At 43.7% G+C, this 11,941-nt stretch carries 14 protein-coding genes and 1 pseudogene; 4 read left to right on the plus strand and 11 right to left on the minus strand.

Annotated features, from left to right (window positions below):
* Window positions 1-625: 625 nt before the first annotated feature.
* From NXT09_RS04040 to NXT09_RS04050, 3 genes are all read left to right on the plus strand, one after another.
* A complete protein-coding gene (locus tag NXT09_RS04040; protein ID WP_205550284.1) occupies window positions 626-1,444 on the plus strand; it encodes an oligogalacturonate-specific porin KdgM family protein in 819 nt (272 codons plus the stop codon).
* A 131-nt stretch (window positions 1,445-1,575) separates the two neighbouring features.
* Window positions 1,576-2,328: an oligogalacturonate-specific porin KdgM family protein gene (locus NXT09_RS04045; RefSeq protein WP_268578957.1), complete on the plus strand. Its 753-nt coding sequence runs from the start codon at window positions 1,576-1,578 to the stop codon at window positions 2,326-2,328.
* Between the two features lie 117 nt (window positions 2,329-2,445).
* A complete protein-coding gene (locus tag NXT09_RS04050) occupies window positions 2,446-4,152 on the plus strand; it encodes a pectate lyase (RefSeq protein WP_268578958.1) in 1,707 nt (568 codons plus the stop codon).
* 217 nt (window positions 4,153-4,369) lie between these two features.
* Here NXT09_RS04050 and NXT09_RS04055 read toward each other — a convergent pair whose 3' ends face one another.
* From NXT09_RS04055 to NXT09_RS04105, 11 genes and pseudogenes are all read right to left on the minus strand, one after another.
* The gene (locus tag NXT09_RS04055) at window positions 4,370-5,491 is read right to left on the minus strand and encodes an ABC transporter substrate-binding protein (protein ID WP_268578959.1); all 1,122 of its coding nucleotides are present in this window, start codon (window positions 5,489-5,491) and stop codon (window positions 4,370-4,372) included.
* 517 nt (window positions 5,492-6,008) lie between these two features.
* Window positions 6,009-6,212 (minus strand): hypothetical protein, encoded by a 204-nt coding sequence (locus tag NXT09_RS04060; protein WP_268578960.1) that lies wholly within the window; start codon window positions 6,210-6,212, stop codon window positions 6,009-6,011.
* A 113-nt stretch (window positions 6,213-6,325) separates the two neighbouring features.
* Window positions 6,326-6,877 carry a hypothetical protein gene (locus tag NXT09_RS04065; protein WP_268578961.1) on the minus strand — a complete coding sequence of 184 codons (552 nt, stop codon included), beginning with the start codon at window positions 6,875-6,877 and terminating at the stop codon, window positions 6,326-6,328.
* A gap of 37 nt (window positions 6,878-6,914) precedes the next feature.
* Entirely contained in the window at window positions 6,915-7,154 is a 240-nt protein-coding gene (locus NXT09_RS04070; RefSeq protein WP_268578962.1) for a hypothetical protein, read from the minus strand.
* 159 nt (window positions 7,155-7,313) lie between these two features.
* Window positions 7,314-7,544 (minus strand): annotated as a pseudogene (locus NXT09_RS04075) (hemolysin); the annotation flags it as partial.
* Window positions 7,545-7,659: 115 nt separating this feature from the next.
* The gene (locus NXT09_RS04080; protein ID WP_268578964.1) at window positions 7,660-7,965 is read right to left on the minus strand and encodes a hypothetical protein; all 306 of its coding nucleotides are present in this window, start codon (window positions 7,963-7,965) and stop codon (window positions 7,660-7,662) included.
* Window positions 7,966-8,151: 186 nt separating this feature from the next.
* The gene (locus tag NXT09_RS04085; RefSeq protein WP_268578965.1) at window positions 8,152-8,526 is read right to left on the minus strand and encodes a DUF6896 domain-containing protein; all 375 of its coding nucleotides are present in this window, start codon (window positions 8,524-8,526) and stop codon (window positions 8,152-8,154) included.
* A 200-nt stretch (window positions 8,527-8,726) separates the two neighbouring features.
* Window positions 8,727-9,122 (minus strand): barstar family protein, encoded by a 396-nt coding sequence (locus tag NXT09_RS04090; protein ID WP_268578966.1) that lies wholly within the window; start codon window positions 9,120-9,122, stop codon window positions 8,727-8,729.
* A 497-nt stretch (window positions 9,123-9,619) separates the two neighbouring features.
* Window positions 9,620-9,829, minus strand: a complete 210-nt coding sequence (locus tag NXT09_RS04095; RefSeq protein ID WP_268578967.1) for a hypothetical protein — start codon at window positions 9,827-9,829, stop codon at window positions 9,620-9,622.
* A 142-nt stretch (window positions 9,830-9,971) separates the two neighbouring features.
* Window positions 9,972-10,445, minus strand: coding sequence for a hypothetical protein (locus NXT09_RS04100; protein ID WP_268578968.1), 474 nt, complete (start codon window positions 10,443-10,445; stop codon window positions 9,972-9,974).
* 837 nt (window positions 10,446-11,282) lie between these two features.
* Window positions 11,283-11,561 carry a YrhB domain-containing protein gene (locus NXT09_RS04105; RefSeq protein ID WP_119889254.1) on the minus strand — a complete coding sequence of 93 codons (279 nt, stop codon included), beginning with the start codon at window positions 11,559-11,561 and terminating at the stop codon, window positions 11,283-11,285.
* A 171-nt stretch (window positions 11,562-11,732) separates the two neighbouring features.
* Here NXT09_RS04105 and NXT09_RS04110 point away from each other — a divergent pair, with 171 nt between their 5' ends.
* Window positions 11,733-11,915 carry a SymE family type I addiction module toxin gene (locus NXT09_RS04110; protein ID WP_268579186.1) on the plus strand — a complete coding sequence of 61 codons (183 nt, stop codon included), beginning with the start codon at window positions 11,733-11,735 and terminating at the stop codon, window positions 11,913-11,915.
* The last annotated feature ends 26 nt before the right edge of the window (window positions 11,916-11,941 follow it).

The following is an 11,941-nucleotide window of genomic DNA, read 5'->3' on the forward strand; positions in this document are numbered from 1 at the left end:
TCCTGACGATATTCAGAGGCGCTTGATGGCTATTGGCGGCTTATTCATTTTATGGAAATCGCTTTCCACAGAATATTCTCGGAGTGATGGCGAGGAAATAAGGACGATCACAGGTTAACTGTTGTTCAATTACATATCACTATCATCATTAACATTCAAGAGATACTGCCGCTTCTCTGATAACCCTTTTCTCCGTTACGCCTATTCCTGACGATTACAATAACCAGACGAAATGATTACAAAAAATTTCAAAGAGTAACTAAATGTGTGATCCACATAAATGAAACAACGTTTCCTTTTCACCATAATGCCACTCACCCTAATTATCAAGTCTGCTGATAATTAGATTAACCGGTAAATGCTGGAAATTATCAACCTTCACTCAGCAGCATAAGTCATTTCGCTGATTGAAATACTCATAAGCCACGTCGTATATAAGGAGTCATCGATGCATTGATAGCAACCTGATTTACCAGGGAGAAAGCCCTGTCCGACATTATAAATGGCGTCATCATCATTCCTGGTGATTCTATTTTTACGCCCAAAAAATGATATCAACTGTCTGGTTTTAAAGATAGAGACTGCGCTCGCCAATAATATTGTTTACCCAAAAGAGAAAGATAAAATGAAAATAAATACACGTAACCTACTCATTGTTTGTGCCGGATTCACGCCGTTCCTCACTCAGGCAGAAACCGATGGCAAAACCACCTTCCAATATGAACATAACTGGAAGACGGAAGATCGCCGCCACTCAGACTCCATTAAGCTCATTCATAAGAAAACCAACGGCTGGTCGTACGAAGTCAAATTCAGTACGTCAGCGGGCGGGAACAGCAACTACGACGTTGCCTATGATGACATGCAGGGCGGCTCTGGCGGCATGGTGATCGGTAAGGATTTCAAGCTAAGCAAGGCCGCAACCTTAACGCCTAGCTTTGAATTCTCCATCGGCAATTCAACCATGATGTACCAGCCGGGGCTGAAATATAACTACCGAATTAACAGCGACTGGTCCACTTATGGCCGCTACCGCTATGAATATAAAAAGCCCACTCGCAGCTCACGCTATTCAACCATTTCCACGTCTGACAAATATGGTTACGCAGGGGAGTCTTATTTGTCGAAATCCGACACTGGTCGCCATCGTCTAGATGCGGGCGTGACGTATTCTGGTTTGGATAATATTAATCTGACTTACGTCTTTAACTACTACATCGGTGATAACACCACAAAATCGTATAAATATAGCAAGGGTGAATTCACGGAAAGAGAATACGCGGTTTACGATAATGGGAAAACGGATTATGAACATCAGTTCAAAGTTCAATATAAGTTAAACAAACAGCTAACTCCTTACATTGAGTATGATGATATTAGCCAATCCAGCACATCATCAAGCCGTCAGGGGAAAATCAAAGTTGGTTTCAACTACGTTTTCTAAGAAATGCAGAATTTTATAAGGGAAATACGCCGTATTTCCTGCCGTGTTGATGAAAAAATAAATTCATGAATGAATTTTGTCTATCAGCGCACAGTTTTCATAATTAACGATCAATATTAATGGTGCCCATAATGAAAAAACGCTACCTTGTGGCCGGTATTCTTTTTGCCCAAATTTATGCTGTTTCCGTGTCTGCCTCTGATACTAAACTCAGCTATGAACATAGCTGGGGAACAATGAATCGCTATCACGGTGATGAAATCGGCATGCGGCACTTTATGGATAATGGCCTGTACGTCGGCGTTGAGCTGAGTTTTTATAATAAGAATAAAGATCTGACCATCGATGATGTCGTCTCGAATTCTTATGCTTTTTATACTGGCTATGCCTACAGCTTAACGCCTGAATTAACCCTGACGCCGAATCTGGAAGCGCGCTTCTATTCCGGCGGCACCAGCGGTGAAGGCACCGTGGGCGATATCGGCGCTAGCCAGAGTTCCGGCGCACGCTATACGCCAGGTTTGAAACTGACCTGGGCTGTGACTGATAAGACGGATCTTCATGCGCAATATCGCTATGACCTCAGAAAAATCACCCGCAGCAAACGCACCAGCACGGATGATGACACTCACCGTCACCGCTATGAAGCGGGCGTGGCCTACAAAGGTTTCGACAATTTCACGCTGGCGTACACCGCTTACTACTATCACGCGGATTACGTGCTGCAAAACAACAAAAAGCATGACTACCAACAGGATTTCGACGTGTCTTACACCATCAACGACAACTGGACCGCACACGTTGGCGTTGAAGATGTCGCCAGCGGGCGCGATGTGAAATCGCGTGAAGGGAAAGGGAAAGTCGGCTTCACCTATACGTTCTAACAACGGCTTACCTTTTTAAAACAGCTTACTGCTACGCCATATTTCTCGGGGATCCTGTTCATCAAGCGGGATCCCTTTATTACAGCTCTGGATGAATCATCGTTACAGGTAGACAAAATGAAAAAATTTGCGCTGTCGCTCCTTGCGGGTCTGGTCGCTTTACAAGCCAGCGCCGCTACGCCTGACCGTCTCACCATCGTCAATCAGTATGTGGATAACGTGCTGACCAAAGCTGGTGACCACTATCATGGTCAATCGCCTACGCCATTACTTGCTGATGGTGTCGATCCTCGCACGGGCAAACAAATGGAGTGGATCTTCCCCGATGGTCGCCACGCCGTGTTATCCAATTTCTCCGCTCAGCAGAACCTGATGCGCGTGCTGGTCGGGCTCAGTAATCTGAGCGGCAACCCTAGCTATAAGCAGCGTGCCGAAGCGATTGTGAAGTATAACTTTCAGCACTACCAAGATGAGAGCGGCCTGCTGATTTGGGGCGGCCACCGTTTTGTGGATCTAAAAACGCTGCAACCGGAAGGCCCGAGCGAAAAAGAGATGGTGCATGAGCTGAAAAATGCCTATCCCTACTACGATTTGATGTTCAGCGTCGATAAAGACGCAACCGCACGCTTTATCCGCGGTTTCTGGAATGCGCACGTTTATGACTGGAAGATTATGGAAACCAGTCGCCACGGTAAATACGGGCAAAAAATGGGCGCGCTATGGCAAAGCCCGTTTGAGCAACAGCCGCCCTTCTTCGCCACCAAAGGCCTCAGCTTCCTGAATGCGGGTAACGATCTGATCTATTCCGCCTCGCTGCTGTACAAATACAATAAGGAAGACGGCGCGCTGGTCTGGGCAAAACGTTTGGCACAGCAGTACGTGCTGCCACGGGATAAAGCGACTGGACTCGGTGTGTATCAGTTTACGCAGGCGCTGAAGCGTGATGAAACGACTGACGATGCCGATACGCATTCCAAATATGGCGACCGCGCCCAGCGTCAGTTCGGCCCAGAGTTCGGCCCCACTGCGCTGGAAGGCAATATGATGCTGAAAGGACGCACCAGCACGATCTATTCCGAAAATGCGCTCATGCAGCTCCAGTTGGGTAAAGACTTGGGGGCTGAAGGCAAGGAACTTCTGACGTGGACAACCGATGGCCTGAAAGCTTTTGCCAAGTATGCCTACAACGAGTCCGATAACACGTTCCGCCCGATGCTCGCTAACGGCAAAGATCTTTCCAACTACGTTCTGCCACGTGATGGCTACTACGGCAAAAAAGGCACCGTGCTCAAGCCTTATCCTGCGGATAATTCATTCCTGCTCTCGTACGCTCGCGCCTATACCGTTTCACCGGACGCCGAGCTGTGGCGTGTCGCACGCGGCATCGCTCACGCACAGGGGCTGGGTGAGTTAGGTTCAGCGCCGGGTAAAGACGTCAAAGTGGATCTTGCTACCAAGAACAACGATCCTTACGCCCTGTTCGCGCTGCTGGATCTGTATCAGGCGAGCAAAGTGAAAGACTACCTGTCGCTGGCGGAAAAAGTGGGCGATAACATTATCAGCACGCGTTATCAAAACGGCTTCTTTATGGCCGATCCCAACAGACAATATGCCGATGTTGATACCATCGAACCTTATGCCCTGTTAGCGCTGGAAGCGGCGGTACGCAACAAACCACAGTCCGTTGCACCGTTCCTGAATGGAGCAGGCTTCACTGAAGGCGGCTACCGTATGGAAGATGGTTCAACTCGCGTGTCCACTCGCGATAACGAGATCTTCCTGTTGAACGTAGGCGAAACCTTGAAACCCAACAATAAGAAGTAAGCGTTAATCCTCAACACGCCAATGGTGGTTCGCTGCCATTGGCAATTCCCTTCTTGTGACCCTGCTCAGCCCTTCACAGAACAAGACCGCCACTATCGGATGTGATTCTTAATCGCGTGATACTTAATCGAGAAGTGCTTAACATGTGGAACTGACAGGACGTAATGCTGGCCACGATTAACGTGACCAGCATGAAGTAACGCAATAATTTCAAGCGTTAGTTAACCAGAGGCACCTCTGGATTCACACCAAGCCAGCCCGGCGTGGGTTCGCCTTTCGCTTCACCCACATACAAACTCAGCTGTGCACGGAAGCGCTCGACCTCACCGCGATCGTACATGAAATCAGCAAATGCCTGAGGGCGAGTGTTACGGTATTCCCAGATATGTTTGTAGCCCACTGGCGGCTCAACATCGGTACGCACCGACCACATACGTGAAACCTGAGTTTGCGTTTGCGGATCCAGCACCCAGCTCAGGTAGAGCTTGGCGCTTTCTGGGTGTTTAGCCTGTTTGAAGATAGCGGCACGTTGCGCCCAGGAGACAAAAGGATCGGACTTCGGCAGGACAAAGCGGGTCACAGCATCGGCTGCCGGAACGAGCGCACCGGAGCTGGTAAATGTCGCGCTATATTTTCCCGTCGCGATCTCAGCACCGGGTACGTTGGTGCCGCGCACATAGACGGGATCCTGCTCCTGCAATTTTTTAACAAAATCCCAGCCGTATTTATCCACGGCCAGCTTGTACCAGAACAGTACTGCATCGTCGTCGTTCGGATACGCCAGAATCAAATTACCTCTTAGATTGGGACGAAGGTAATCATTAACCTCACGCGGCCAGGATTTTTCATCCAGAAGCTGGGTGTTGACCAAATTACTGAATGCGATGACATAGGCACCAGTCCAGGCACCATCTGCATCACGAAATTCCGGATATATTTTGTCCCAACCACGCGCTTTGTAATTCAGCAGCACGCCTTCTTTTTTCCAGCGCGGGAAATTCTGCACCGTTTGCAGTTGCACCACATCAGGAATCAGGGTGCCGGTCGCCAATTGGTTATCGATACGAGCATCATGGTATTTGCTGTAATCGACAATCACATTCAGTTTCATGCCAGGAAAACGTGTCTCAAATGCCCGCTTGAAACCAGCCTGCTGTGACTGCACATCGCCACCGGCATAGACGGTGACCGTACCGCCTTCTCTCAACGCACTCTGATAGATTTGATCCAGCGAACGCGTCTCAATTTCGACGCCCGCCTGACTTTGCCCGACGCTGAGCCCAGCAATCATGGCCAGCATCAGCACTGTTTTCTTCAGGTACTTCCCAGTGTATTGCATTGTGATTTCCTTCACTTAATGAATAAAACCCGTACCGACAAACGACAGATAGCAGCCGTTAAAACGGCAACGGTCTAACCAGCGGATCGCAAGCCAGCGACACGCAGGATCGGATCGACGAAGTGGAATCGTCAAAAATAAATCAGAATAGAAAGCGAATGGTCCTTCATTAATATATCTCCCGTCCGAGGATAATCTCCCCGTTTCCATTGGGGTATTTAGCCCTGAGTTTACAGCATTAAATAAAAACACATACGAAGAAAAAGCGAACAATATAGTTAAAAATATTGAATAGCTAAAATGAGATTACGCTTTCATGCGGGATGGGTGCAATATAATAAAAAGATAGGATGGGATTAATTATCTTATGAAATGATTTGATTTTTAATGATATTAATTAATACCATGCCAAAATGATAATATTAGGGTTGAAATTTATTTTTACACAGAGGGAAAAACATCACCGGAGAATACATTTTCTGGCATAACGTCAAGATAATCCGGGAGCAGACCATATTCATCCAGAAACACCCGATGCTGCGCAATAATTGCGAACGCTTGCTGCACCGGCAATCCACTGCTGGTTATACCGTAAAAACTCCGCCGTTTTTTCCAGTTCCGCTAACGACCATTGATCGACGGGATCGTAAGCCAGTTCAAGCTCGGCGATATAGGTTCGAAGCTCAGATAAATAACGCTGAAACAGATCAAAATCAGCCACGGAGGCGCAGGCAGCTCGATTAAAAAAGCGTTAAATGCCTGCTGAACCAATCCCCTATTCATATAATGCACATCCCTAACCTGTCTGATTTTCGCCACGTATTCTATATCAACTTATTGCGCGTCCGGCACCGAATACACCGCAAATATTCTACAAGGCCCCGGCTCACAGCCGTGAAAAACACCACTTTCCAGATGTTTTTTCGCATCATCAAAAGACGCCAGCAGGCAGTGCTCATTGGCCTCCAGCTCCTGCGCCATATGGTTACAGGATAAATAGGAACACTCTGGTGATTGCTCAAGGTGGAAAGAGACAATATCAAAACCCTGTAACACTTTTTGCTGTGGTATCTTCACATCAGTATCAAAAGATGCTTCCGGCTCGAACAGGCTCCATTCTAATGCCTCTTCATCATACTGATACTCGTATGCTTCGTAATAAAACATCATAGTTTCGGCCAGATCAATTCCTTGTTCTTTCGCCAGAGAATAAATTACCTCCGGCGAATCAAACAACCAGTAGCCGTTATGACGCCAAAACTGTATATATTCACAAAAGGCATCAGAGAAACAACAGCTCACCGAGTAAATGTCTTTTACCTGCTCGGCGTTAAGCCAGTCAGGTTTTAGTGCGACTCTTTTAGCTAAATATCCGATGGGGATCATATTATTTCCATCCTTCGACTGAAATTGTTATATAAAATTACCTATCCAATATTTCAGGATCATACAAAGGTGATGTCTGCATTTTTGGTTTTATTTCTTCATACCAAGCTTTAAGTAACCAGTCTTGTGGACGATTTTTTATCATAGGATTGGCTTTAAGATCGATTTCTGTTGCCTTTTCTATATTTCTATAACATTGCATATAGTCAGGTTTCGATAGCTTGGAGAAATCTAAGGTTTGATCGTATAAATCATATGTTTCATAGATTTCCTCCATAGTCTCTTTGCTTACCTGCTGATGTAGGAGCATAAATATTCAGCAATAACATCAATTGCTGAAGACCACAATGACACACCGTTATTTTTTGAAAAATACAAAAATCCAGCCATTTTTACCTCATAACAACAATCTTTGCCTTATCTGCCTGAGACAAGCTTCACCTTCCGTGCGCACGATATCCATCATCTGCGCGCCGATTTCACCAATCAGCTGCGCCTGTTTCAGGCGTTTTTGCTCTTTCTCTTTGTTAAAGATCGGGCTGAGCGCGTTATTCGCGTGCTCAACGTCACGGCTCAGCGTAGCGATATCCTGCACCTGCTTCGCCGTATCCCGCAACAACAGACTAAGACTACCGTCGCTCACCGCAGCATAGGAGTGGCTGGAAGAACGGACAACCGGTTATCGCCACCGTGGAACGCTGTAAACTGGTGATTGAGACTGAGTTGCGGTTCTGAACGGTAAAGGTAAAAATCCCGGCCTTTTTAGGAACCGAGGTTACTCACTAAAATGGCGAAAATAAAATACTTTGACTATCACTATCAGCTTGATCGATTAATGCAATTACAGATAATAAATAATCCTGCGCATCTTGCCCTGATAACTCATATTTCATTAGATTACTCATCTCTTCGCGAAGCTCCCCAATCTGTTCATCACTAAAAAGTTCCATATCGCAATTAGATAGCTCAGATAACAATGGGTATCTACAGCGATCATTCCTTATTAAAAAGCTTTCATTCCCTGGAAAGTCTTCCAATGCGGTAATACTCTCGCCTACGACTTTATCCCATAAATGTACTATAAACATATAGTTACCTAATCACCTTTTTGCTAGGGCAACGTATTAACCAAATTGCCTTTTTTGTCAGTTATGACTGTCATAAGATCCCCAGTAGTCATAACCGTTGAGCACCGCCAACTGCTGATACGCATTGTGGCTGAATGGCAGACAAGAAAATCCAGGCCTTTTTAGGGGCGAGACCCGCTGACTATTTCATCTCATTAGTTCATATTGCTTTTCTGATATTTTTTGTAAAATCCCAGAATCAACCATTCCATCTAACACTCCCTTTATTTCATGATCATTATATGATGAAAAGTATTGAGATAAGCGCCATATATCTATCAACTTGGGGTTTTTGATATTATTAATATCTATCACCATCTCTTTTTGATCGTTGCTTATTAAAAATTTAATACCTATACCATGTTTAATAAAAACCCATTCATCATCATTAACAAAAAAAGTCCCTTTTTTAGGGAAGTCCAGCAAGAAGTCGAAATCCTTTAAACTTGGATAAGCGATAAAGAAAGCCTTCATTAACATCTCTTGAAGATTGATAAAATTGATAATTTCTTTTTCGTTCATTATATCAATACCTTACCCTTACCTCAGTAGTTTCACGAAAAAGTTGATCGCTTTGTTCTTTCGTAATCTCATGTATTATAATCGGCATGTCTTTAATTCAAGATTTTTCTGCTGCTTCAACTCTATGATGACCATCAATAATAATATCTTTACCATTTACTATAGTAACATCGACAGGTTAATTGGCATCAGAGCTATATTTACTTTTCCATAAGGAAATTATCAATTCGTATTCTATCTTTTTCATAAAATACAACATCCAGTTGATGACGTTCATCTCCTTTCCAATCAATAACAGCATCCCTAAGTATTTCAAGATAAATTTTCAATTCAAAATCAGGAATGTTAGGCAATGAGTCATGTTCGATAACTATCTTAGTGTAACTAATCCATTCAAAATCACGAAGGCAATCATATAATGAATTCCAATTGAAACCGAAATATCCAGGAAACCATAACAAGTAATACATTGATTTTAAAAGTTCATCTGCACTTGAAATCAATGGATCAAGCCTTACAAAAAAAACCTCTTCATTGTCATATGACACTGAAGGGGATTTGAATTTAAAAAAAGAGTCTAAATCATTATCAATCATAATTATCGCATCTTATTTTATGCTACCTAGTGATATCAACGTAGACGACACTATCATCGCCTACGTCAAGAACCGATGACCATCAATGGACCGACACTTATTGCATCGAGACAACTGAAGAACACTTTTCTACCAATTTTATTCTCCGGTTTTAGCCGGGAATTTTTTCATCGCATCCTAAATCGAAGCATCAACCAAATTCCTAATGCAGCAATAGGTCCAGTTATGACCCCAAATGTAAAACAATCTATTGCTGTCTCCCATGTGAAATTAAATAATCCATTTTTCAAAAACAAAACGATACTAAACATTAAATTTAACAAAAAAAATAATAAAAGCATTGCCATAATACAAGAAAACATCAGATAGGAAAAAACATTCAAGTTTATCTTCTCATTTTTCATTTCTTATATCCTTTACCTTATTTTCTGTATATTTCCCACCGACTTCAGCACCAATCGCCCCCACCACTGTGTACTCAATCGCGTTTGCTGCGATTATCCGATGTCGTGATTTTGCTTTCGTCCTTCGGTATCGTGACGTCTTTCACCAATTGTGCCAGATACGGCGATGCACCGCTGGCAATCGCTGCCCGCTAGTGCCTGGATCGGGCTGAGCGCGTTGTTCGCGTGCCCAACGTCACGGCTCAGCGTGGCGATATCCTGCACCTGCTTCGCCGTATCCCGCAACAACAGGCTGCAAGTCATCTAGAAGCTTGCTGGAAACAGCGGGATTTGGGACAGATATCCCAGTAGCAATAACCATTGAACACAGCCATCTGCTGATACGCACTGTAACTGAGTGACAGATGCAAAAATCCCAGCTCTTTTAGAGGCTGGGATTAGTCATTTATAATAATTGATATTTAATACCTTCATCGTATTCATATGATAAAGGTAAAGAATTAAAAATATTTATTTCATCTCCAACATTTACAATAATCAAATTTAAATCACCTTCAAAAACCAACTTTATTCCTACATAAGAATTTTCTATCGAAGAAAATATCGAATAAATCTCTAATAGTTCCTTCCCAGCATAGTCAATGAATAATGCAAATTTCGACATATCCATAATTACTTCCTTACCGTATTCGCCAAGATCACTTTCATGAATAGGCGAGTCCGTAAGTTCAAGTGTTGACCCATCTTTACCGCAGACGAAATTGACTAATCCTTCTGGGTTAGAAAAAATAAACTGCAATTTTTGAGGATGATAAAAATCAGGTGTATCAAGTTCATATACAAGCCCTCTCACACCTAAAAGCCGTTCATTAATAACACTACTTGCCCATTTTCTATATTTCCCTAAAAATTTAATCATTTAGGATCTCCCTTTAATGCATGCTAGCAATTCCGTCTTTTAGAATCGTGACAATATCACAGCAGCCCACACAGCAGACTGTCTGCCTCTCACCGCCGCATAAGAGTGGCTTAAAACTCGGTTTTAATACTGGACAATCCGTTATCGTCACCGTTGAACGCAGTAATCTGGTGTTTGAACCAGAACTGAAGCGCAGGCCGATAAAAAGAAGATCTCGATTTAAGGTCAGGATCTTTGAACATATTTTATTTATCCCTATTCACCTTGAGACGGGACATAAGCCAGATTCCTATCCCTAAGGGGACTCCCCCGGATAGGCCTTTTCTAGCAGAGTCAATAACTCCGTTCTGCCACGAAAAGTAAAAAAAACCATTCTTAAAAAAGAATACAGATGCGATACCTAATCTAATAAGAAGCATAGTTAAAGCAATGAGCACAGTGAATGACGTGATTAGAACCAAAAGAGTTTTAATCCCTACTTTATTTGCCATTTTGATTATTCCTGATTGCCTTTACTTGGTTCCCCGCCTCAGAAGTCGGTGCTTCTGAACTCAAAGCACTGACTACCGTCCCTACAGATTCCGCTGCTCTATCTGAAACAATATCACCATCGTCGAGAGCATACTGACACTCATCGATGGACTGGCGCTGAGGCCGATGGAATTCAACACGATCCTACTTGTAGCTCAAACTCAGCTTCAAGCCACTGAAATAAATAAATTTCAATATCGTCCAGTCAGTTATCGTTACCGTTGAGCGGGGTAAACTGGTGATTGAGACTGAGCTAAAATTTTGAGTAACGGATGTAAAAAACCCACCAATAACGGTAGTTTTTTGTTAACTCAGGCCATTTTTCTTTTCTTCATAATCCTGCAAATACTTTTCAATAGGATATACAGTTCCTAATGAGTGTATTTCACCACTATCTTTATCAATTATAAATGGAGCATTACCCGCCAACAGTGCAGACGAATCTCCAGTCTCAAGATACCCTCTTGATTGAAAGCAGAAAACCCACCCTTCAGTAAAACGGCCAATCAACGTTATGACAACAGGAGGTTCATCGCCTTCCAAATATTTATTAGCTTTTTCTAAAGCATCATCAAAACTGATCATTTATTCGTTCTCAATAATTGGAATGATGTAAACTGACTAAGATCCGCAGCCTTGCCAGATTGCCCATCAAGGAATCGAGCTATTCCATTCTGATTATCGACATTCAATACATGTCCCAGTTGACCGATACCGCTAGGCAGCATCATAAGTCAGCCCCCAGTATTACGACATCTGAAAGTTGGCTATGTCAGTCGTCGCCATGCCAATCGTCATGATATGACAAGCTATTACGGCCGAAGTCCCAGCCTGCACCCTACGGACCAGTGGCTGGATGCCGCGGAATTTTGGACAGATACCCCGATAGTTATCACCGTTGAGCACAGCCAGTTGCTGATCCGTATTGTGACTGAGTAACTGGCAAAAAAAACCGGCCTTTTTAG

The organism is Pectobacterium jejuense, assembly GCF_026800125.1.
GTDB lineage: Bacteria > Pseudomonadota > Gammaproteobacteria > Enterobacterales > Enterobacteriaceae > Pectobacterium > Pectobacterium jejuense.

What these genes read in the sequence shown, in the direction of transcription:
- NXT09_RS04040 (WP_205550284.1), top strand. Translation starts at nt 626, where the DNA reads ATGAAAATAAATACACGTAACCTACTCATTGTTTGTGCCGGATTCACG.
- NXT09_RS04045 (WP_268578957.1), top strand. Translation starts at nt 1,576, where the DNA reads ATGAAAAAACGCTACCTTGTGGCCGGTATTCTTTTTGCCCAAATTTAT.
- NXT09_RS04050 (WP_268578958.1), top strand. Translation starts at nt 2,446, where the DNA reads ATGAAAAAATTTGCGCTGTCGCTCCTTGCGGGTCTGGTCGCTTTACAA.
- NXT09_RS04055 (WP_268578959.1), bottom strand. Translation starts at nt 5,491, where the DNA reads ATGCAATACACTGGGAAGTACCTGAAGAAAACAGTGCTGATGCTGGCC.
- NXT09_RS04065 (WP_268578961.1), bottom strand. Translation starts at nt 6,877, where the DNA reads ATGATCCCCATCGGATATTTAGCTAAAAGAGTCGCACTAAAACCTGAC.
- NXT09_RS04070 (WP_268578962.1), bottom strand. Translation starts at nt 7,154, where the DNA reads ATGGAGGAAATCTATGAAACATATGATTTATACGATCAAACCTTAGAT.
- NXT09_RS04080 (WP_268578964.1), bottom strand. Translation starts at nt 7,965, where the DNA reads ATGTTTATAGTACATTTATGGGATAAAGTCGTAGGCGAGAGTATTACC.
- NXT09_RS04085 (WP_268578965.1), bottom strand. Translation starts at nt 8,526, where the DNA reads ATGAACGAAAAAGAAATTATCAATTTTATCAATCTTCAAGAGATGTTA.
- NXT09_RS04090 (WP_268578966.1), bottom strand. Translation starts at nt 9,122, where the DNA reads ATGATTGATAATGATTTAGACTCTTTTTTTAAATTCAAATCCCCTTCA.
- NXT09_RS04095 (WP_268578967.1), bottom strand. Translation starts at nt 9,829, where the DNA reads ATGACTTGCAGCCTGTTGTTGCGGGATACGGCGAAGCAGGTGCAGGAT.
- NXT09_RS04100 (WP_268578968.1), bottom strand. Translation starts at nt 10,445, where the DNA reads ATGATTAAATTTTTAGGGAAATATAGAAAATGGGCAAGTAGTGTTATT.
- NXT09_RS04105 (WP_119889254.1), bottom strand. Translation starts at nt 11,561, where the DNA reads ATGATCAGTTTTGATGATGCTTTAGAAAAAGCTAATAAATATTTGGAA.